This window comes from Sphingopyxis macrogoltabida (assembly GCF_001314325.1).
Lineage (GTDB): Bacteria > Pseudomonadota > Alphaproteobacteria > Sphingomonadales > Sphingomonadaceae > Sphingopyxis > Sphingopyxis macrogoltabida.
In genome coordinates this window covers 3,276,810-3,298,574 of sequence record NZ_CP009429.1, presented here as the reverse complement: position 1 = coordinate 3,298,574, position 21,765 = coordinate 3,276,810, and the positions used below count along the sequence as shown (strand labels likewise).

At 65.5% G+C, this 21,765-nt stretch carries 20 protein-coding genes; 16 read left to right on the top strand and 4 right to left on the bottom strand.

From position 1 onward, the window contains the following. Window positions 1–274 precede the first annotated feature (274 nt). The 12 genes from rpsB (at window position 275) to rpmE (ending at window position 11,734) form a co-directional block, all read left to right on the top strand. Window positions 275–1,126, top strand: a complete 852-nt coding sequence (rpsB, locus tag LH19_RS16275) for a 30S ribosomal protein S2 (protein WP_054730202.1) — start codon at window positions 275–277, stop codon at window positions 1,124–1,126. 134 nt (window positions 1,127–1,260) lie between these two features. Further along, the gene (gene tsf / locus LH19_RS16270) at window positions 1,261–2,187 is read left to right on the top strand and encodes a translation elongation factor Ts (RefSeq protein WP_054730194.1); all 927 of its coding nucleotides are present in this window, start codon (window positions 1,261–1,263) and stop codon (window positions 2,185–2,187) included. Between the two features lie 232 nt (window positions 2,188–2,419). After that, entirely contained in the window at window positions 2,420–3,142 is a 723-nt protein-coding gene (gene pyrH / locus LH19_RS16265) for a UMP kinase (RefSeq protein ID WP_054730191.1), read from the top strand. A 50-nt stretch (window positions 3,143–3,192) separates the two neighbouring features. Further along, complete coding sequence (gene frr, locus LH19_RS16260; RefSeq protein ID WP_054730188.1) at window positions 3,193–3,747, top strand: ribosome recycling factor; 555 nt, start codon at window positions 3,193–3,195, stop codon at window positions 3,745–3,747. A gap of 34 nt (window positions 3,748–3,781) precedes the next feature. Then, a complete protein-coding gene (gene uppS / locus LH19_RS16255; protein WP_054730185.1) occupies window positions 3,782–4,474 on the top strand; it encodes a polyprenyl diphosphate synthase in 693 nt (230 codons plus the stop codon). Window positions 4,475–4,476: 2 nt separating this feature from the next. Continuing rightward, the gene (locus LH19_RS16250; protein WP_054730183.1) at window positions 4,477–5,151 is read left to right on the top strand and encodes a phosphatidate cytidylyltransferase; all 675 of its coding nucleotides are present in this window, start codon (window positions 4,477–4,479) and stop codon (window positions 5,149–5,151) included. A gap of 1 nt (window position 5,152) precedes the next feature. Continuing rightward, the gene (locus tag LH19_RS16245) at window positions 5,153–6,316 is read left to right on the top strand and encodes a 1-deoxy-D-xylulose-5-phosphate reductoisomerase (protein WP_054730181.1); all 1,164 of its coding nucleotides are present in this window, start codon (window positions 5,153–5,155) and stop codon (window positions 6,314–6,316) included. Then, entirely contained in the window at window positions 6,309–7,442 is a 1,134-nt protein-coding gene (gene rseP / locus LH19_RS16240) for an RIP metalloprotease RseP (protein WP_054730179.1), read from the top strand. Before LH19_RS16245 ends, rseP begins: the two co-directional genes overlap by 8 nt. 72 nt (window positions 7,443–7,514) lie before the next feature. Then, window positions 7,515–10,217: an outer membrane protein assembly factor BamA gene (bamA, locus tag LH19_RS16235; protein ID WP_054587049.1), complete on the top strand. Its 2,703-nt coding sequence runs from the start codon at window positions 7,515–7,517 to the stop codon at window positions 10,215–10,217. After that, a complete protein-coding gene (locus LH19_RS16230) occupies window positions 10,217–10,906 on the top strand; it encodes an OmpH family outer membrane protein (protein WP_054730176.1) in 690 nt (229 codons plus the stop codon). The genes bamA and LH19_RS16230 overlap by 1 nt, the downstream gene beginning before the upstream one ends. A gap of 5 nt (window positions 10,907–10,911) precedes the next feature. Beyond that, complete coding sequence (gene fabZ / locus LH19_RS16225; RefSeq protein ID WP_054730173.1) at window positions 10,912–11,391, top strand: 3-hydroxyacyl-ACP dehydratase FabZ; 480 nt, start codon at window positions 10,912–10,914, stop codon at window positions 11,389–11,391. Window positions 11,392–11,506: 115 nt separating this feature from the next. Then, entirely contained in the window at window positions 11,507–11,734 is a 228-nt protein-coding gene (rpmE, locus tag LH19_RS16220; protein WP_054587052.1) for a 50S ribosomal protein L31, read from the top strand. 14 nt (window positions 11,735–11,748) lie between these two features. Here rpmE and LH19_RS16215 read toward each other — a convergent pair whose 3' ends face one another. Beyond that, complete coding sequence (locus LH19_RS16215) at window positions 11,749–13,221, bottom strand: glycerol kinase (RefSeq protein ID WP_054730170.1); 1,473 nt, start codon at window positions 13,219–13,221, stop codon at window positions 11,749–11,751. 359 nt (window positions 13,222–13,580) lie between these two features. Between LH19_RS16215 and LH19_RS16210 the strand changes: the two genes are divergently transcribed. The 3 genes from LH19_RS16210 to LH19_RS16200 all read left to right on the top strand — a co-directional run bounded on the left by LH19_RS16210 (window position 13,581) and on the right by LH19_RS16200 (window position 17,907). Then, entirely contained in the window at window positions 13,581–14,990 is a 1,410-nt protein-coding gene (locus tag LH19_RS16210; protein ID WP_054730168.1) for a DEAD/DEAH box helicase, read from the top strand. Window positions 14,991–15,104: 114 nt separating this feature from the next. After that, the gene (locus LH19_RS16205) at window positions 15,105–16,772 is read left to right on the top strand and encodes an MFS transporter (protein ID WP_054730166.1); all 1,668 of its coding nucleotides are present in this window, start codon (window positions 15,105–15,107) and stop codon (window positions 16,770–16,772) included. Window positions 16,773–16,854: 82 nt separating this feature from the next. Then, on the top strand, window positions 16,855–17,907 hold the full coding sequence (locus LH19_RS16200; RefSeq protein WP_054730165.1) for an alpha/beta fold hydrolase: 1,053 nt from the start codon (window positions 16,855–16,857) through the stop codon (window positions 17,905–17,907). Here LH19_RS16200 and LH19_RS16195 read toward each other — a convergent pair. Further along, window positions 17,843–18,613, bottom strand: a complete 771-nt coding sequence (locus LH19_RS16195; protein WP_054730164.1) for an alpha/beta fold hydrolase — start codon at window positions 18,611–18,613, stop codon at window positions 17,843–17,845. The two genes, LH19_RS16200 and LH19_RS16195, sit on opposite strands and share 65 nt — an antisense overlap. A gap of 41 nt (window positions 18,614–18,654) precedes the next feature. After that, window positions 18,655–18,903, bottom strand: coding sequence for a hypothetical protein (locus LH19_RS16190; RefSeq protein ID WP_054590101.1), 249 nt, complete (start codon window positions 18,901–18,903; stop codon window positions 18,655–18,657). 193 nt (window positions 18,904–19,096) lie between these two features. Between LH19_RS16190 and LH19_RS16185 the strand changes: the two genes are divergently transcribed. Next, the gene (locus tag LH19_RS16185) at window positions 19,097–19,549 is read left to right on the top strand and encodes a hypothetical protein (protein ID WP_054730162.1); all 453 of its coding nucleotides are present in this window, start codon (window positions 19,097–19,099) and stop codon (window positions 19,547–19,549) included. A gap of 18 nt (window positions 19,550–19,567) precedes the next feature. On the opposite strand, the gene LH19_RS16180 is transcribed toward LH19_RS16185, so the two are convergent. Continuing rightward, on the bottom strand, window positions 19,568–21,661 hold the full coding sequence (locus LH19_RS16180; protein WP_054730160.1) for a malate synthase G: 2,094 nt from the start codon (window positions 21,659–21,661) through the stop codon (window positions 19,568–19,570). Between the last annotated feature and the right edge of the window lie 104 nt (window positions 21,662–21,765).

Genomic DNA, 21,765 nt, shown 5'->3' with positions numbered 1-21,765 from the left:
TTCCCGTTGGGACGGTTTCCGTGGGTTCTTCGTTCCATGTTCTCGTTTTGTTCTCAACCGTTTTGCGACGAACGGAGTCGGTTTGTCGCCGGGATGAGGCGCGCGCCTCGTAATTCTGCGCGTCAAAACCTCGGCCGGGCCCTTGCTTTTTGCTGCCGGGGCAGCTAACGGGCCGCCCATTCCACATGGAAGGCGCACATAAACCGGTGCCGGATCGTCCGCTTGCGGATCCCGGTTCTTGCTTTCCAGAGGACCAACCGGAAGGAGAAAGACCATGGCGGCACCTGTCGTCACGATGCAGAATCTTATCGAGGCTGGCGCCCACTTCGGCCACCAGACCCACCGCTGGAACCCGCGCATGAAGCCGTATATCTTCGGTGCGCGTAACGGCATCCACATCCTCGACCTGTCGCAGACCGTGCCGCTCTTCGCGCGCGCCCTCGACTTCATCGCCTCGACCTCGGCCGCTGGCGGCAAGGTGCTGTTCGTCGGCACCAAGCGCCAGGCGCAGGGCCCGATCGCCGATGCGGCCCGCGCTTCGGGCCAGCACTTCGTCAACCACCGCTGGCTGGGCGGCATGCTCACCAACTGGAAGACGATCTCGAACTCGATCAAGCGCCTCAAGACGCTCGAAGAGCAGCTCTCGGGCGACACCTCGGGCCTCACCAAGAAGGAAGTGCTCAACCGCACCCGCGAACGCGACAAGCTGGAACTCAGCCTCGGCGGCATCCGCGACATGGGCGGCATTCCCGACGTGATGTTCGTGATCGACGCGAACAAGGAAGAGCTGGCGATCAAGGAAGCCAATGTTCTTGGCATCCCCGTCGTCGCGATCCTCGATTCGAACGTCTCGCCCGACGGCATCGCTTTCCCGGTTCCGGCGAACGATGACGCTGCCCGCGCCATCCGCCTGTACTGCGATGCGGTCGCCCAAGCGGCGACCCGTGGCGGCCAGCAGGCCCGCGCGAACCGCGGTGAAGACCTTGGCGCGGCTGTCGAGCCCGCCGCTGAAGCCGTGCTGACCGAAGAAGCCGCTCCGGCTGCCGACGTCGCCGCTCCTGTGACCGAAGACGAACAGGTCCCGGCCGAAGCCGCGGCCGAAACCGAACGTCAGAGCGACGCCTAAGCGTCCTCGGGCATGACGGGACGGTGCGGCAACAGGTTCGCGCCGTCCCTGTCATCCCTTTGACTTATCGCCCCGCCATGCGCGCGGGCGTCCCGCGGGCCAGATGGGCTCGCCCCTTTTGAAAGGATTTTCCCATGGCTGAGATTACGGCCGCTCTCGTCAAGGAACTGCGCGACCGCACGGGCGCAGGCATGATGGACTGCAAGAAGGCGCTCGCCGAAAACAACGGCGATATCGAAGCGTCGATCGACTGGCTGCGTACCAAGGGTCTCGCCGCCGCCGCCAAGAAGGCCGGCCGCGTCGCCGCCGAAGGTCTCGTCGGCTTTGCCACCGATGGCACCAAGGGCGCGCTCGTCGAAGTGAACAGCGAAACCGACTTCGTCGGCAAGAACGAGCAGTTCCAGGAATTCGTTCGCGACGTGACGCAGGTCGCGCTCGCCGGCAGCATCACCGACATCGACGCGCTGAATGCTGCGGCCTATCCGACCGGCGGCACCGTCGCCGAGAAGCTGACCAGCAACATCGCGACGATCGGTGAGAACCAGTCGCTGCGCCGTTCGGCCATCATCACGGTGAACTCGGGCGTCGTCACGGGCTATGTCCACAACGCCGCCGCCCCTGGCATGGGCAAGATCGGCGTGCTCGTCGCGCTCGAATCGACCGCTGGTGCCGATGTTCTCGAACCGCTCGGCAAGCAGCTCGCGATGCACGTTGCCGCCGCGAACCCGCTGGCGCTGAACGGCGACGACCTCGACGCCGACCTCGTCGCGCGCGAACGCGCGATCGCGGAAGAAAAGGCCGCCCAGTCGGGCAAGCCCGCCGAGATCGTCGGCAAGATGGTCGACGGTGCGATCGCCAAGTACCGCAAGGAAAATGCGCTGCTGTCGCAGCTCTTCGTGATGGACGGCAAGACCCCGGTCGCCGAAGTCGTCGCCGCCGCCGGCAAGGATGTCGGCGCGACGATCACGCTGAAGGGCTTCGTCCGCTTCCAGCTCGGCGAAGGCATCGAGAAGGAAGAAAGCGACTTCGCGGCGGAAGTCGCGGCGGCCGCAGGCGTTTAAGAAGAATTGGACTGCTGACCTGAAAGGGAGTCAATCCCTCCTTCTCGTCATGCCGGACTTGATCCGGCATCCATTCCGGCCTCCGAAGGCAGGTGGACCCCGGATCAAGTCCGGGGTGACGAAAGTGGGGAAGGCTCCGTTCGGACACGGCAGTCCGCTTGGCAATGGCGCGCGCCTTCACTAGGGTGCGCGCCATTCGCGTATCTGCTGTTTACAAGAGGTTCCCCCGATCATGGCATTGCCCGGCCTGAAACGCATATTGCTCAAGTTGTCGGGCGAGGCGCTGATGGGCTCCAGTCCTTTCGGCATCGACCCTGAAACGGTCGCGAGCATGGCGGCGGAGGTCAAGCAGGCGAAGGAAAGCGGTCTCGAAATCTGCCTCGTCATCGGCGGCGGCAATATCTTCCGCGGCATGGCCGGGGCGGCGAAAGGCATGGACCGCGCGCAGGCCGATTATATGGGCATGCTGGCGACGGTGATGAACGCGCTGGCGATGCAGAATGCGCTCGAGCAGCTTGGCGTCGAAACCCGCGTCCAGTCGGCGATCGAGATGGACAAGGTGTGCGAACCCGTCATCCGCCGCCGCGCCGAGCGCCATATGGAAAAGGGCCGCGTCGTGATCTTCGCCGCCGGTGTCGGTGCGCCCTATTTCACCACCGACAGCGGTGCCGCGCTCCGCGCCGCCGAAATGAAGTGCGACGCGCTGCTCAAGGGTACCAGCGTCGACGGCGTCTATAATGCCGATCCGAAGCAGGATGCCTCGGCGGTGCGCTATGACACGCTGAGCTACGACCGTGTGCTCGCGGACAATCTGAAGGTGATGGACGCGAGCGCGGTGGCGCTGTGCCGCGACAATCATATCCCGATCGTCGTGTTCAACATCCGCGAGCCGGGCAATCTGGCGCGCGTGCTGGCGGGCGAGGGGGTCTCCACCGTCGTCGGCGATGCCGACTAACGCAATGATGCCGGCGACGCGGCCTGACAAGATCAAGAGAGGAAAGACAGATGGCGAAATATGACAAGGCCGATCTCGAACGCCGCATGCACGGCGCGGTCGAATCGCTGAAGCACGACCTCGCGGGCCTGCGTACCGGCCGCGCGCATACCGCGCTGCTCGATCCCGTGACGGTCGAGGTTTATGGCAGCCACATGCCGCTCAACCAGGTCGCCTCGGTCAGCGCACCCGAACCGCGCATGCTGTCGGTGCAGGTGTGGGACAAGTCGAACGTCGGCCCGGTCGACAAGGCGATCCGCTCGGCGGGCCTCGGGCTCAACCCTATCGTCGACGGCCAGACGCTGCGCCTGCCGATCCCCGAAATGACGCAGGAGCGCCGCAAGGAGCTGTCGAAGCTCGCCGGCCAATATGCCGAAAAGGCGCGGGTTGCGGTCCGCAACGTCCGCCGCGACGGCATGGACAATCTGAAGACCGACGAAAACAAGAAGGAAATCAGCGAGGACGAGCGCAAGCGCGCCGAAACCGATGTCCAGAAGCTGACCGACGCGACGATCGCCGAACTCGACGCCGCCGCGACCGCCAAGGAAAAGGAAATCCTGGGCTAGTGGATCGGGGGATTTCCGGGACGCTGTACGGACTATGACGACACCGGCCGCCAGCCATGGTGCGCGCCATGTTGCCATCATCATGGACGGCAACGGCCGCTGGGCCAAGAAGCGCCTGCTGCCCCGCGTCGCCGGTCACAAGGCCGGCGTCGAGGCGGTACGCACGATCGTCCGCGCCGCTGGCGACCTCGGCATCGAGGCGATGACGCTCTATGCTTTCAGTTCCGAAAACTGGAAGCGGCCCGAAGAGGAAGTCAGCGACCTGATGGGGCTGATGAAGCGCTTCATCCTCTCCGACCTCGACGAATTTGCCGCCAATGACGTGAAGCTGAAAGTGATCGGCAATTGGCGCGCGCTCGCTCCCGACGTCGTCGCGCTGATCGACAACGCGCTCGAGCGTACCGCTGGCAACAAGCGTACGACGCTGGCGGTGGCACTCAATTACGGCGCGCAGGACGAACTGGTGCGCGCCGCGACCGCGGCCGCGGCAGAGGGGCCGATTACAGAGGACAGCATCGCCGCGCATCTCGACACCGCCGACATGCCGCCGCTCGACCTGCTGATCCGCACGTCGGGCGAGGTGCGGCTGTCGAATTTCCTGCTTTGGCAGTCGGCCTATGCCGAACTTTACTTTACCGACACATTGTGGCCGGATTTCAAGCCCGCCGACCTGAAGGCGGCGCTCGACCAGTTTGCGCGGCGCGATCGCCGCTACGGGGGATTATGAGCATGGCATCTGGCAAATCGGACCTGTGGGTGCGGATCGGATCGGCGATCGTGATGTTCGCGATCGCGGGGACCGCGCTGTGGTTCGGTGGCATCGCCTTCGGCCTGCTGCTGCTGGTCGGCGGCGCGCTGGTGCTCGTCGAATGGTTCGCGCTCGTCCGCGCGATGGCGGTTCCCGGCGGGACGAAGAAGGCATTGCTGCTGCTCGGCCCGCTGCTCGTCGCGGGATCGATGGCCGGGCTCTGGTATATTCGCGACCATCTGGGCGTCACTGCGGCACTATGGGTGTTCGGCATGGTCTGGGCGACCGACATCGGCGCCTATTTCGCCGGCCGCGCCTTTGGCGGTGCGCGTCTTGCACCGACAATCAGCCCGTCGAAGACCTGGTCGGGGCTGATCGGCGGCATGATCGCAGCGCTCGTCGCCAGCGCGACGATCGGTGATCGCGGCGGCATCATCGGCGTGCCGCTGTGGATCGGCCTGTTCATGGGGCTCGCGGCGCAGCTTGGCGATCTCGCGCAAAGCTGGATGAAGCGCCGCGCCGGGGTCAAGGATTCGGGCAAGCTGATTCCGGGTCATGGCGGCCTGTTCGACCGCGTCGACGGCCTGCTCCCGGTTGCGTTGATCCTCGGCGGCCTCGCGTTTGCGGGCCAGATCGCCGTGCGCGCGGCCGGCTGACATGGCGCGGCGCCTCTCGCTGTTCGGCGCCACCGGATCGGTCGGCCAATCGACCCTCGATCTTGTCCGGCGCGATGGCGAGGCGTGGCAGATCGCTGTGCTGACCGCGAACAGCGACGTCGCCGAGCTGGCAAAGCTGGCGAAGGAATTCCGCCCCGATATCGCGGTGATCGCCGACGAAGCCCGCCATACCGAACTCCAGGAAGCGCTGGCCGGGACGGGGATCGAGGCGAGCGCCGGCGCCGAAGCGCTGGTCGAAGCGGCAAAGCGCCCCGCCGACCTCGTCATGGCGGCAATCGTCGGCTGCGCCGGCCTCGCGCCGACGATGGCGGCGATCGAGGCGGGCACCGATGTCGCGCTGGCGAACAAGGAAGCGCTCGTTTCGGCGGGCGAATTGATGACCGCAGCGGCGCGCGCGTCGGGTTCGACGCTGCTGCCCGTGGACAGCGAGCATAATGCGATTTTCCAGTGCCTCGCGGGCGGGCGGATCGAGCAGGTGCGCCGGATCATCCTGACCGCGAGCGGCGGTCCGTTCCGCACCATGAGCGCCGCCGACATGGCGCGCGTCACGCCGGCGCAGGCGGTTGCGCATCCCAATTGGTCGATGGGCGCGAAGATCAGCGTCGATTCGGCGACGATGATGAACAAGGGCCTCGAACTCATCGAGGCGCATCATCTGTTCCCGGTCGGGCTCGACCGCATCGAGATTCTCGTCCACCCGCAGTCGGTGATCCACAGCCTCGTCGAATATATCGACTGCTCGACACTGGCACAGCTTGGTTCGCCCGACATGCGCATTCCGATCGCGAGCGCTCTTGCATGGCCGGAACGGATGGCGACGCCGTGCGCGCCGCTTGACCTTGCAACGATCGCGCGGCTCGATTTCGAGGCACCCGACGAAATACGCTTCCCCGCGACCGCGCTGTGCCGCGCCGCGATCGCCGAGGGTGGCGCGCGCCCGGCGCAGCTTAACGCCGCAAACGAGGTCGCAGTCGCCGCTTTTCTCGCCGGCCGCATTTCCTTTCCCGCCATCGTCGACACGGTACGCCGGGTGATCGATGCCGAAGCGCCGCCGGTACCGGTATCGCTTCACGACATATTCAGCGTCGACGCCGCATCACGCGCGGCTGCGCAGCATTTTGTGGACCATTACGAACATGCTTGAAGCCCCCGGCATTCCTTTCACGATTCTGGCCTTCCTGCTGGTGCTCGGCCCGCTCGTGTTCGTGCACGAATATGGGCATTATATCGTCGGGCGCTGGTGCGGCGTGAAGGCCGATACCTTCTCGATCGGCTTCGGCCGCAAGATCCTCGCGTGGACCGACAAGCGCGGCACCGAATGGAAGATCGGCTGGCTGCCGCTTGGCGGCTATGTCCAGTTCGCGGGCGACCGCGATGCGGTCAGCCAGCCCGACGCCGAATGGGAGAAGCTGCCGGAAGCCGAACGCTCGCACAGCTTTCCCGCCCAGCCAGTGTGGAAACGCACCCTGATCGTCCTCGCCGGGCCGGTGACCAATTTTCTGTTCGCGATCCTGATCCTCGCCGGCTTCGCGTGGATCGGCGGCACGCCGACAACGCCGCCCGTCGCGGGCTCGGTGATGGAGGGTTCGGCCGCCGCCGCCGCGGGCATCCGCGCGGGCGATCGCATCGTCTCGATCGACGGCCGCGCCATGGACGTCTTTACCGATATTCCGATGGCGGTCGCGCACCGCCCCGGCGAGGCCATGGATGTAAGGATCGAACGCGGCGGCGCCGAAGAAACGCTGCGGCTCACCCCCCGGCTGGTGAAGGAGCAGGACCGGTTCGGCAACAGCTTCGAACGCGGCGTCATCGGTATCGCGGCGGGCGAGGTGGTGTTCGAGAAGGTGTCGCTCGTCGAGGCGCCGCTGATCGGGCTCAAGCAGACCGCGCAGATCGTCCGGCAGACGGGCGAAGTGCTGGGCCAGCTTCTGACCGGCAACCGGTCGGTCAAGGATCTGAGCGGGCCGCTCAACATCGCGAAGGTGTCGGGTGAGGCCGCGAGCCTCGGGATTGCGTCGCTGATCTTCCTGATCGCGCTGATCTCCATCAATCTGGGGTTCATAAACCTGTTGCCATTGCCCATGCTCGATGGCGGTCATTTGCTTTTTTACGGATATGAGGCGATCAGGCGACGTCCCGCGCCCGCCAAGGTGCAGGAATGGGCGTTCCGATTCGGCTTTGCGGCGGTCGTGACGCTGATGCTGGTCGTGACTTTCAATGATTTGGGCTCATTCGGCCTGTGGGACCGGATCGCCCGCTTGATTGGATAGCCGGACTGGGGCAGGGAGTGCGCGCGAACTGCCGAAAAAGGGCGTTCGCCGCTTGTGGGTTATTTTTGCGGGATGAACAGCGTGGCTTCACACAAAATTTCGGCGCGGATGCAGCTGTCGGCACTCCTCATGGCAGGAACGATGCTGGCTCCCGTCGCGCCGCTCATGGCGCAGGAAGCTGCACCGCCGGCTACCGTGCCGACCGTCCCGGCACCCCCCGCGCCCGAAGCTGTGCCGTCGGCGACGACCGTCCAGTCGATCACCGTCACCGGCAACCAGCGGCTCGAAGCGCAGACGATCCTGTCCTACCTGCGTCTGCGCGTCGGCCAGCCCTATGACCGCTCGGTACTCGACCAGGCGCTCAAGGACCTTGCCGCGACCGAACTTTTCAAGGATTTCCAGATCACCGACAATGCCGGTGCGCTGACGATCCAGGTCACCGAAAACCCGGTGATCAACCGCGTCATTCTGGAGGGCAACAAGCGCCTGAAGGAAGACAAGATCCGCCCCGAGATCAAGCTCGCGCCGCGCCAGATCTTTACCCGGTCGAAGGTTCGCGCCGACGTCGCGCGCATCATCGAACTCTACAAGCGGCAGGGCCGCTTCGCCGCGACCGTCGAGCCGAAGATGGTGTCGCTCGACCAGAACCGCGTCGATGTCGTCTTCGAAATCAATGAAGGTCCGAAGTCGAAGGTCCGCCAGATCAACATCATCGGCAACGAGAAGTTCAGCGACGGCGATCTCCGCGACGAGATGGCGACGAAGGAATCGGGCTTGCTGACGATCCTGTCGTCGAACACCAGCTACGACCCCGACCGTCTCGCCTATGACCAGCAAAAGCTGCGCCTTTTCTACCTGCAGAACGGCTATGCCGACTTCCGCGTCATTTCGGCGGTCGCCGAGCTGACGAGCAACAAGCAGGACTTCATCATCACCTATGTCGTCGAGGAAGGCGAACGCTACAAGTTCGGCGACGTCGACGTGAAGAGCGAAATCCGCGACTTTCGGCCGGAAACGCTGAAGACGCTGCTGCCGATGAAGAAGGACGACTGGTACGACGCGAAGCTGGTCGAGGACACCGTCGAAAGCCTGAGCGAGACCGCCGGTCTGTTCGGTTATGCCTTTGCCGACATCAGCCCCGAGTTCCGCCGCGACCCCGAAACGCGGACGATGGGGATTACCTTCAACGTCGCCGAAAGTCCGCGGACTTACGTCGAGCGCATCGACGTCAACGGCAACACGCTGACCCACGACAAGGTCGTGCGCCGCGAGTTCCGCCTGAACGAAGGCGATGCGTTCAACAGCTTCGGTGTCAAGCGCACCGAAAACCGCATCAACAGCCTCGGCTATTTCCAGGAAAATCTGGAGATCGAGCGCAAGGAAGGCAGCGCCCCCGACCGCATCATCCTCGAAACCAATGTCGAGGAAAAGCCGACCGGTGAACTGTCGCTGTCGGCCGGTTTCTCGTCGATCGAGAATTTCCTGCTGCAGGGATCGATCCGCCAGCGCAACTTCCGCGGCCTCGGCCAGCAGTTGCAGGCGTCGGTCAACTATTCGAGCTATTCGAAGTCGGTCGAACTCGGCTTTACCGAGCCCTATCTGTTCGACCGCAACATCTCGATCGGCGGCACCGTCTATCGCCGCGATCTGAACTCGTTCAACTTCATCGGCAGCGACCGCCGCACGACGTTCGAACAGTCGACGACGGGCTTCCAGATCAACGCCGGTGTGCCGCTCACCGAATTCCTGTCGTTCTTCACGCGTTACAGCCTGAACTTCGACGATGTGTCGCTCGACAAGAATCTCTATTATTTCCGCGACGAGTGCGACCCGCTGGTCGCCGGCCGTTACCTCTGCGACGCGATCGGCAAGCGTACGACCTCGCTGCTCGGCTTCACCATCGCCTATGACGACCGCGACAACCGCCTGCGCCCGACGCGCGGCCAGTCGCTGTCGCTCAGCCAGGATTTCGCCGGCCTCGGCGGCAGCGTCAAATATGTCCGTACCCGCGCCGCGGCGAGCAAGCACTTCAACCTCGGCAGCCGCTTCATCCTCAATGTTTCGGCCGAGGGCGGTTATATCTACCCGCTCGGCGGGCGCCCGACCCCGACCAGCGACAAGGTCCGCCTGACCGACCGCTTCTTCCTCGGCGAACCGCAGATGCGCGGTTTCGACATTCGCGGCGTCGGTCCGCGCGTCATCCGCTATGCGTCGGTCGACGTGACCGATCCCGCAAACCCGATCCTCGACACGACGACCAAACAGCGCATCGACGACGCGCTCGGCGGCCGCGCCTATTATCAGGGGCGGCTCGAGATCGACATTCCGCTCGGCACCGGAGCCAAGGAACTCGGCCTCCGGCCGTCGGTCTTCCTCGACGTCGGTTCGGTCTTCGGCGTCAAGCGTCCCGACCTCACCACGCTCGCCGACTTCAAGGATCCGTCCGACGGTCTCACCAAGAATCTTTGCCGCAACGGCACCACCGGCGCGATCAGCTTCGGTACGCAGGCGCTGGTCGATCATGACAACAACGCTGCGACCCCGGCGATCCCGCAGGGGTCGTACAGCAGCTGTCCGACCGGGACGACCTCCAACCTCTCCCCGTTCGAGGAACGTTATTTCGGCGATAGCTGGATGCCGCGCGTCTCGATCGGTGCCGGTGTCAACTGGAACTCGCCTTTCGGTCCCTTCCGGATCGACTTCGCTTACGCCCTTCGCAAAGAAGAGGGCGATGATACCAAACGCTTCTCATTCAACGTAGGAACCCAATTCTGATGAAGAAAATTTTTGTCGCTTCGGCGCTGGCCTTCGCCGCGCTGTCGGTTTCGCCCGTCGTGTCGGCCCCCGCATTCGCGCAGGCAAAGGCCATCGCCGTCGCCGACGTCCGTGCCGCCGCCGCGCGTTCGAACGCCTTCCAGACCGCCACGCAGCAGATCGAGACGACCTACAAGGCGCAGATCGACCAGCAGCAGTCGCGCGGCCAGACGCTGCAGGCCGAAATCAACGTCCTGATCGCCAAATATCAGGAAGAAGCGAAGAAGACGCCGCAGAATCAGGCGGCGCTGCAGGCGGCCGCCAAGGCCGTGCAGGACAAGCGCCAGGCTGCGCAGACCGAACTTGGTCAGATCAGCGCGCCGGTCGATCTCGCTATCGCTTATGTCGAGGACCAGATCAGCGTTCGCATGAACGAAGCGATCAAGGCGGCGATGACCGCGAAGAAGGTCGACCTGCTGCTCAACCCCGACGCGGTGCTGGCACGCGAGAATAATGTCGACATCACCGACGCGGTGGTGACCGAACTCAACCGCATCCTGCCCAGCGTGTCGACCGCAGCGCCGGCCGGCTACCAGCCGGGCCAGCTCGTCCAGCAGCGCAACCAGCAGTTGATGGACGCCGCGCGCGCCGCACAGGGCACGCCCGCTCCCGCCGCCCCGGCGACCGGCACGCCGCCGACGACGCGCTGATCCTGATGGCTGACGGGGAAAAGGACGCGGGGGCCCTGGGTCCGGTGGATATCCGCCGGATCCTGACGCTGCTGCCGCACCGTTATCCGATGCTGCTCGTCGACCGGGTGGAATCGATGGTGAAGGACACCTCGATCCACGCGGTCAAGGCGGTGACGATGAACGAGCCTTTTTTTCAGGGTCATTTCCCCGGCCGGCCAATCATGCCCGGTGTCCTCATCGTCGAGGCGCTGGCGCAGGCTGGCGGTATCCTCGCGGTCGAATCGCTCGGCCTCGGCGGTTCGGGCAAGCTCGTCTATTTCATGGGCATCGACGGCGTGAAGTTCAGGAAACCGGTCGAACCCGGCGTCCTGCTCGACCTCCACGTCACCATCCTTCAGGCGAAGCGGAATATCTGCAAGTTCGAAGGCAAGGCGATGCTCGGCGGGCAACTGGCGACCGAATGCCAGTTCACCGCGATGATCGCCGATCCGCCCGGCGACTAAGCAAGACTTGCAAAATCAGGCGTTCGCCGTTAGGGGCCACCGCTTCGCGGGCCCCATAGCGGGGACAGCATCGACTCAGCCGCTGGTCGGAAACCAGCGGCGCAGGAGCCAAGAGATGAAAAAAGACATTCACCCCGACTATCACACCATCACGGTCAAGATGACCGATGGTACCGAATATCAGACGCGCTCGACCTGGGGCAAAGAGGGCGACGTGATGACGCTCGAAATCGACCCGACGGCGCACCCGGCATGGACCGGCGGCACGGGCCGCATGCTCGACGCGGGCGGTCAGGTTGCGAAGTTCAACAAGCGCTTCGGTGGTCTCACCCTCAAGCGTTAAATCGCGCTTCGGCGTCAGCCGAGGACTTTTGCAAGCGCGCTTTGCCACCCGGCAAGGCGCGTTTTGCGTTTTGCGGCAGCGAGCGCGGGGGTGAAGCGCGTTGCGGTGCCGCGCATCGCGGCCGTCGCACTCGCGAGGTCGGGATAAATTCCCGCGCCGGTCGCCGCGAGCATCGCGGCACCCAGCGCCGTGCTCTCGACGAAGCCCGGCCGCTCGACCACCAGATCGAGCATGTCGGCCAGATCCTGCGCCATCCAGTCGTTCGCGGCCATGCCGCCGTCGATACGCAATTCGGCCCAATCGACCCCGTCGGCGGCAAAAGCCGATTTAAGGTCGTGTGCCTGATAGGCCTGCGCCTCGAGCGCGGCGCGTGCGACATGCGCCTTGCCGCTGGCGAAACTCAGCCCCGATATCGCGCCCAGTGCGTCCGGCCGCCAGTGCGGGGCGCCAAGGCCGGTCAGGGCCGGGACCAGATAGACGCCGCCATTGTCGTCGATCGACCGCGCCAGCCCCTCGCTCTCACCCGCGCTGGCGAGCAGGCCGAGCCCGTCGCGGAGCCATTTGATCAGGCTGCCGGCGACGAACACCGACCCTTCGAGGGCGTAGGAACGGACATCGCCTTCCTGCACCAGCACCGTCGCGAGCAGGCGGTTGTTCGAGTGCGGCCGTTCGGTACCGCTCGCCGACAGGATGAAGGCGCCGGTGCCGAAGGTGGCCTTGGTCTGCCCCGGCGCGAGGCACGCCTGCCCGATCGTGGCCGCCTGCTGGTCGCCCGCCATTCCCGTAATCGGGATCGCGCCGCCGAACAGCGCGGGGTCGGTCGTGCCGACCGTCGCGGTGCAGCCCGTGATCTCGGGCAGCAGCCGCATCGGAACGCCAAGCAAGTCGCAGAGACCGGCGTCCCAGCCGTTCTGGTCGTTGATGTCCATCAGCAGGGTCCGCGACGCATTGCTCGCGTCGGTCACATGCACCCCGCCGGTCAGCCGGTAGACGAGGTAGGATTCGATCGTGCCCACCGCCAGCCGGTCGCCAGCCTCTTCGAGCTGCGCCCAATGCTTCAGCGCCCAGCCGATCTTGCTTCCGGAAAAATAGGGGTCGAGCAGGAGGCCGCTTTTTTCCTGCACGGCCTTTTCATGCCCCGCGTCCTTGAGCGCGGTGCAGTCTGCCGCGGTGCGCCGGTCCTGCCAGACGATCGCGGGCGCGAGCGGTTCGCCGGTCTTGCGGTCCCAGAAGACGATCGTTTCGCGCTGGTTGGTGATGCCGATCGCCGCCACCGCAGCCGCACCGCGCGCCTGCGCAATCATCTCGCGCGTGCAGGCGAGCGTTGCGTCCCAGATTTCGGCGGCGTCATGCTCGACGAGGCCGGGCGCCGGATAATATTGCCGGAACTCGCGCTGGGCGCTGCCGAGCGGGGTGCCGTCGGCGGCGAAAAGCATCGTGCGGGTCGAGGTGGTGCCCTCGTCGATGACGATGATCTTCTCGGTCAATGTACACACCCCTCGTCCGTTCGTGCTGAGCTTGTCGAAGCACAGTTCTTCTCTTCCCCAATTCATGAAGAAAGAACGGCCCTTCGACAAGCTCAGGGCAAACGGGGGAATAGGTAAGCGCAATAATCTTGCAATTTCGCGCAACCCGTGCCATATGATGGTGCAGCGCAGCATGGCGGACCGATCCGCCGCAACCACCGGCAGCGTGATTTTCCCGCCCGTTTCAGGCGCGGGACGAGCCGGACCAGCGCTTTGTCCCCAGAGGCACCCTTTCACGCGGGTCGTTTCGAACCCGCGGCCGTGCGCCGTCCGTTCGATGCGAACGGATGCGCCTGCGCGTCGCCCTATGTGAGTATTTTATGACGACTTTTAACGACTTTGGCCTGCACGCCGACATCAATCGCGCGCTTGCCGCCAAGGATTATACCCAGCCGACCCCGATCCAGACGCAGGCGATCCCGCCGCTGATGAAGGGCCGCGACCTGTGCGGCATCGCGCAGACCGGCACCGGCAAGACCGCCGGTTTCTCGCTGCCCTCGATCCATCACCTGCTGACCTATCCGCACCGCGCCAATCCGCGCAGCTGCCGGATGCTGGTGCTCGCCCCGACGCGCGAGCTCGCGGCGCAGATCGCGCAGAGCTGCCGCGACTATGGCCGCTTCACCAAATTGTCGGTGACGACGGTGTTCGGCGGCGTGCCGATCAACAAGCAGATCCGCGATCTGTCGGGCGGCGTCGATATTCTCGTCGCCACCCCCGGCCGCCTGCTCGACCTGATCGACCAGCGCGCGCTGCGCCTCGACGATGTCGAAATCTTCGTCCTCGACGAAGCCGACCAGATGATGGACATGGGCTTCATCCATTCGCTGCGCCGCATCGCCAAACTGCTGCCGTCGCGCCGCCAGAACCTGTTCTTCTCGGCGACGATGCCGAAGGAAATCGCCGGGCTTGCCGACCAGTTCCTCAACGATCCGGTCACCGTATCAGTGACGCCCGCCGCGACGACCGTCGAAAAGATCAGCCAATATTCGACCTTCGTCGAACAGAAGGAAAAGCAGGCGCTGCTCCATGCCGTCATTGCCAGCGAAGATATCGACCGCGCCCTGATCTTCACCCGCACCAAGCATGGCGCCGACCGCGTCGTGCGCCATCTCGCCGGCGCGAAGATCAAGGCGATGGCGATCCACGGCAACAAGAGCCAGTCGCAGCGCACCCAGGCACTGCAGGCGTTCCGATCGGGCGATATCAAGCTGCTCGTCGCGACCGACATCGCGGCGCGCGGCATCGATGTATCGGGCGTTTCGCACGTCATCAACTTCGAGATCCCGAACGTACCCGAACAATATGTCCACCGCATCGGCCGCACCGCGCGCGCCGGCGCCGAGGGCAAGGCGATCAGCTTCATCGCGCCTGATGAGCGTCCGTACATGCGCGACATCGAACGCGTCACGCGGAGCAAGTCCGAACCGATGCCGCTGCCCGAAAATTTCAACGAGCTGGTGCGCAAGCTGCCGAAGCCGGCGCAGCCGCCGCGCGATACGGGCAGCCAGGGCCGCAATCCCCAACGCCAACGCGAGGATGCGCTGCGCCAGCGCGATGGCGGTCAGCGCGACGCCGGGCACCGTGACGGGGGCCAGCCGCGCGGCGATCGCGGTCCGCGCCGCGACGGTCCGGTGACGGCCGACGGCCAGCCGCAGCGCAAGCGCCGCTTCCGGCCCCGCAACAAGAGCGTCGGTGCGCACAAGGGCGCGGTGAAGCGCGTCGGCTGATCGGTCGAATTGATGCGAGGGCGGCTTGGACGCCCTCGCATCCGGCATCTGGCCCATTGACGCCGAGTCCGCACCGTCTACCTTCCCGCCACCAACGACAGGAAGGGGCAGGGGATGACGAACGGCGAGGCGGCGGTAGCGGCCGGCACCCGGCAGAGCGAGCGCAAGGTCATCCTTGCGTCGTCGCTCGGCACGGTGTTCGAATGGTATGATTTCTACCTCTACGGCCTGCTCGCGACGATCATCTCGGCGCAATTCTTCTCGGGCGTCAACGAAACCACGGGCTTCATCTTCGCGCTCGCGGCCTTTGCCGCGGGTTTTGCCGTGCGCCCGTTCGGGGCGCTCGTCTTCGGGCGAATCGGCGATCTGGTCGGCCGCAAGAACACCTTCCTCGTCACCATGGGCCTCATGGGGGTTTCGACCTTCCTCGTCGGTGTGCTGCCCAGCTATGCGTCGATCGGCGTCGCAGCCCCGATCCTCCTCGTCTTGCTGCGTCTCGTCCAGGGGCTCGCGCTCGGCGGCGAATATGGCGGCGCCGCGACTTACGTGGCCGAACATGCGCCAGAGGGGAAACGCGGCCTGTTCACCAGTTTCATCCAGACCACCGCGACCCTGGGGCTGTTCGCGGCGCTCGGCGTCGTCATCGCGATCCGCTCGGCGATCGGCGAGGAAGCCTTTGCCGATTGGGGCTGGCGCCTGCCGTTTCTGATCTCGGTGATCCTGCTCGGCGTGTCGCTGTGGATCCGCCTCCAGCTCGAGGAAAGCCCTGTTTTCCAGCAGATGAAGGAGGAGGGGACGACATCGAAGGCGCCGCTGACCGAAGCCTTCGGGCGCTGGGCGAACCTCAAATGGGTGATCATCGCGCTGTTCGGGGCGGTCGCGGGGCAGGCGGTCGTCTGGTATTCGGGGCAATTCTATGCGCTCTTTTTCCTTGAAAAGACGCTGAAGGTCGACGGCGCGACCGCGAACATATTGATCGCGATTGCGCTGGCGCTCGGCACGCCCTTCTTCATCTTTTTCGGCTGGCTCAGCGACAAGGTCGGCCGCAAGCCGATCATCCTCGCGGGCTGCGCGCTCGCCGCAATCACCTATTTCCCGGCCTTCCAGATGCTGACCGCCGCCGCCAACCCGGCGATGGCGAAGGCACAGACGAGCGCCGCGGTTTCGGTCACCGCCGATCCCGGTGCCTGCGCGTTCCAGTTCGATCCGGTGGGCAAGGAGAAATTTGAAAGCACCGGCTGCGACATCGCCAAATCGGCGCTGGCCAAGGCGGGTGTCAGCTACACGAGCCACACGCGCGCCCGGGTCGCCGGGCAGCCGGCGCAGGTGCGGATCGGCGACCGCGTGCTGATCGCGCCCGAACCATGGCGCCTCGCCGAAAGCGAGCGCGCCGGCGCGATCGAAGTCTTCCGCGAAGAGCTGGCTGCCGCCACCGCCGCGGCGGGCTATCCCGCCGCTGCCGACCCCAAGGCAATCAACAAGCCGCTCGTCGTCGCGATCCTCTTCTACCTCGTGCTGCTCGTCACGATGGTCTACGGCCCGATCGCCGCGCTGCTGGTCGAGCTGTTCCCCAGCCGCATTCGCTATACCGCGATGTCGTTGCCCTATCATATCGGCAACGGCTGGTTCGGCGGCTTCCTGCCGACGACGGCCTTCGCGATGGTCGCGGCGACCGGCAATATCTACTATGGCCTCTGGTATCCGGTGGTCGTGGCGGTGATCACGGTGATTGTCGGCCTGCTGTTCCTTCCGGAAACCTTCCGCCGTTCGATCCATCAATAGCGTCGGAAACCGACCACGGACGTTGACGGCCGCCGCGCCGCGCGGCTAGGTTTGCATCGGGTCGTTGGGGGACGATGACGCGATGATCGACCAGGACGAGTTTGAGCCGCTGCCGCCGCGGCGCCCTTTGCTTCGCCGCAAGCGGGTGCTGATCCCGCTCGGCCTGATTGTTGCGCTCGTCCTGCTCTTCCTGATGCTGCGGACCCCCGACACCGACCGCGACGAAATGATCGCCAAATATGGCGGCGAGACCTCCGAATTTGCCGCAGGGCCGGCGGGGCAGCGCATCCATTATCGCGATCAGGGGCCGCGCGATGCGCCGGTCGTCGTCCTGCTCCACGGATCGAACAGCAGCCTCCATACTTGGGAGCCGCTCGTCCAGCGGCTCGGCGACCGCTACCGCATCGTCACGCTCGATCTGCCCGGGCACGGGCTGACCGGCGGCACCCCCGACCGCGATTACAGCGCCGACGGCATGATCGCCGCGGTCGATGTGGTCGCGGCGAAGCTCGGGCTCGATCATTTCACCCTCGGCGGCAATTCGATGGGGGGCTGGGTGGCGTGGCGCTATGCGCTCGCCGAACCGGCGCGGGTCGACGCGCTGCTGCTGCTCGACGCCGCGGGTATGCCGCCGCGCAAGGGCGATAAGCCGCCGCCGTCGAACATCGGTTTCCGTATCCTCAAATATCCCGCCGGACGCTGGCTCGCCGGACAGATCACGCCGCGCGCTCTGGTCGAAAGCTCGCTGCGCGGGTCGGTCGAACGGCAGGACATCGTCGACGACGCGATGGTCGATCGCTATTGGCAGCTGCTGCGCTTTCCCGGCAACCGCGAGGCGACGTCGCTCCGCGCGACGCTGGACCGCGAACCGGCGATGGCCGACCGCATCGGCGCCATCAAGGTGCCGACGCTGATCCTGTTTGGCAAGAAAGACCGGCTGATCAACCCGAGCGCGGCACAGAGTTTCCACGAACGTATCGCGGGGTCGGAGGTCGTGCTGCTCGACGATATCGGGCATCTGCCGATGGAGGAAGCGCCCGATGCGACCGCCAACGCGATCGCCGATTTCCTCAGGCGGCGGCTTGCCGCCCCGAATGCAGCTGCTTCACCGGCTCCCGATCCAGAAACGCACTGATCCGCTCGGCCGTTGCGGCGGCGTGGGTAAAGGGGAACAGGTGCGATCCCGGCACCACCTCAAGCAGCGCACCGTCGACCAGTTCGGCGATCGCCTGTCCATGGCATGCGGGAACGACGCCATCGCGTTCGCCCATCAGGACCAGCACCGGCACGTTCCTGAGCTGCGGCAACATCGCCGCGCTGGTCCAGCCGGCCATCGCCATCGTCTGGTAAGCGAGGCCGAGCGGGGTCGCGGTCGGCAGCTTGAGCCCGCTCGCGAGCATGTCCTCGTCGAGCAGGGCAGCCCAGCCGATCCCCGGTGCGGTCACCGTCGGGGTCGTCGCCATCAGGACAAGGCGGCGGACCCGGCCGGGAAACTGGATCGCCACCTGTTGCGCTAGCGCGCCGCCCCAACTGAAGCCGGCGACGTCGAGCGCCTTGTGCCCCAGCCGGCCGGCGATCTCCATGACCACCGCCGCCATCGTCGGGGCGCCATAGGGCAGCAGCGCGTCGGGCGATCCCCCGACGCCGGGCATGTCGAGCGTCCACACCTCGCGCCCTGCGATCTGCGCGAGCAGCGGCGCCGCCGCGGCGATATCGGCGCCGATGCCGTTCAGGAACAACAATGGCGTGCCCGCCTCGCCGACGTGCCAGCGCGCGACGCGCAGCGTCATGCCATAGACATGTTCCATGCTGATGGCGGGGCGCCCGCTGATCCTCGTCATGGCGCCCGCCTTGACATGTTTCGGTTACGGGGGAAAGGCCGTCAGGCCGGCGTGTCGCTCTGTTGAGCCGCCTTTGCCGCCTGTTCGTAGCGGAGGCAGTCGAAAATCTTCGCGCCGGCAAGGAAGACAGCGCCGCTGCACGCCACCATCAGCAGCTTGCCGCCGAACCCCGGGAACTGGTCGAGATACGCATGACCCCGCGCCATCGCGCCGAGCGCAAGCGCATAGATGATGAGGCACGCCTCGAACCGGGTCTTGATGACGAACAGGCGTCCGATTTTCTTCAGCATTGCCATATCCTAGGCAAGAGCCATGCCAGTGGCGCAAAAGCGCGATTCGCCGCGCCGCGCTTATGGTAAACTGTAAGTTAATCCGACAGGCGAGGGAATACTTACCGGTGCGAGGCTGGAAAAATGCTCATCGATCGTTAAGCGGTCGCACCGCATCACCGGCCCGGCGCGATGCCTTCGCAGGGAGAGGTCAATGCGAAACCACCTTGTCCATCTGCTTCTGTTGTCGGCGCTTGCCGGCGTCGCCACTCCGGCGTTCGCGTGCCGGGTCCATAATCCCGCCGAGATGGCCGATCTGGCGGAAGCGGACGTCATCCTGTGGGGACGCATCTCGAACTATGCCATCGTCCCGAACGAACGCAATCCGGGCGGGCACGCCCGTTTCGACATATTGGTCGACGATGTGTTGAAAGGCACGGCGACCGATCGGGTCACCGCGACCTGGGACAACTCCACCTTCGGCCTACCGGAAGCGATGCCGGCCGGTCCGTTCCTGATCGCCTTGCGCCATCCGGGCTCGGACGCCATTTCGGGCAACGCGGCGCGCGGTGTTTTCACCGTTTTGCAGCGTCCGTGCGCCGAAGCCTTCCTGTTTGCCAGGGGCAGCGCCCAAGCCGCCGCGGCCGCGAAAAGCATCGGCCGCTGACGACGGTTGGCGCTGGGCTCAGGCCGCCTTCTTCGCCTGCCGGTATTTATGGAGCAGCGGCTCGGTGTAGCCCGACGGCTGGGTAACGCCCTCGAAGATCAGCGCGCGCGCTGCCTGCCAGGCGATCCCGTCGGGCGACAGCTTCTCGTACAGCGGGTCGCCCGCATTTTGCGCATCGACCTTTGCCGCCATCCGCGCCAGCGCGGCATCGACCTGCGCTTCGGTGCACACGCCGTGAAGCAGCCAGTTGGCGAGCGCTTGGCTCGAAATGCGCAGCGTGGCGCGGTCTTCCATCAGGCCCACATCGTCGATGTCGGGCACCTTCGAGCAGCCGACGCCCTGATCGATCCAGCGCACGACATAGCCGAGGATACCCTGGCAATTGTTGTCGAGTTCACGCGCGATTTCCGCCTCGCTCCAGTTGCGCCCGGTGGCGACGGGGATATTCAGCAGCCGGCCCAGCGACGGCACTGCCTCGCCGGCGATTTCCTTCTGCCGCGCGAACACGTCGACCGCGTGATAGTGCAGCGCGTGCAGCGTCGCGGCGGTCGGCGACGGCACCCACGCGGTGTTCGCTCCCGACTTGGGATGGCCGATCTTCGCCTCGAGCATCGCCTTCATCAGGTCGGGCATCGCCCACATGCCCTTGCCGATCTGCGCCTTGCCCGACAGGCCGCAGGCGAGGCCGATGCGGACGTTGCGATCCTCGTAGGAGGCGATCCAGTCCGACGCCTTCATCTCGCCCTTGGGGATCATCGGGCCCGCGCGCATCGAGGTGTGGATCTCGTCGCCGGTACGGTCGAGGAAGCCGGTGTTGATGAAGACGATACGGTCCTTCACCGCGTGGATGCAGGCGGCGAGGTTCGCCGAGGTGCGGCGCTCCTCGTCCATCACCCCGACCTTGATCGTGTGGCGTGCGAGGCCGAGCATATCCTCGACTGCATCGAACAGCCGGTCGGTAAAACCGCATTCCTCGGGGCCGTGCTGTTTGGGTTTCACGATATAGATGCTGCCCGCGCGGCTGTTCGTCAGCGTGCCGAGACCTTTCAGGTCGTGGAGCGAGCAAAGGCTGGTGATCACCGCGTCGCACAGCCCCTCGGGCGCTTCGTCGCCGTTCGGCAGCTTGATCATCGGCGTCGTCATCAGATGGCCGACGTTGCGGACGAACATCACGCTGCGGCCGGGGAGGGCGAAAGCCGTGCCGTCCGGCGCGGTCCATTCGCGGTCGGGCTCCATAGCGCGGGTGACGGTGGCGCCGCCCTTGGCGAAGCTTTCGGTGAGGTCGCCGCGCATCAGCCCGAGCCAGTTGATATAGCCGAGCACCTTGTCCTCGCCGTCGACCGCCGCGACCGAATCCTCGAGGTCGATGATCGTGGTCAATGCGGCCTCGAGGAGGACGTCGGCGATACCGGCGGGGTCGGACTTGCCGATCGCGCTGGCGGGATCGATCACCAGTTCGATGTGCAGGCCATTGTGGCGGAGCAGGATGCCGCCGGGCTTGCTGCCGACACACTGCGACGGGTCGGCCAGTGCCGGCTCGCCGCCCTGCCAGTCCGCCCAGCTTCCCGAGGCCAGCGGTACCGTTTCGTCGAGGAACGCCTTGGCGCGTGCGATCACCGCCGCGCCGCGGTCGGCGTCATAGCCGCCCGGTTTGGCGGGCGGGGCATCGAGCGCGTCGGTGCCGTAGAAGGCGTCGTAAAGGCTGCCCCAGCGGGCATTGGCGGCGTTGAGCGCAAAGCGCGCGTTGAGCGCCGGGACGACAAGTTGCGGTCCCGCCATCGTCGCGATTTCAGGATCGACATTCTGCGTGCCGACCTGAAACGGTGCGGGCTCGGCGACAAGATAGCCGATCTCGCGCAGGAAGGCCTGATAGGCGGCGGCATCATGTGCCTGTCCCTCGCGCGTCTGGTGCCACGCATCGATCTGCGCCTGCAAATCCTCGCGCTTTTGCAGCAGCGCGCCATTTTCGGGCGCGAAAGTACCGAACAGTGCGGCAAAGTCGTTCCAGAAACCCGCGGCATCGAGCCCGGTACCGGGAAGCGCCCGCTGCTCGACGAAATCGATCAGGCGCGAATCGACGGACAAACCACTGCGATCGAGAAAATCAGTCATGAAACACCCTTTGGTCGGCGCGCGGCGCCAGTGAACCCGGGGAGGAAAGGGCCGCTGCCCTATGCCGTGATCGGCGAGCGTTGGCAACCGCCTGCCGTCATGCG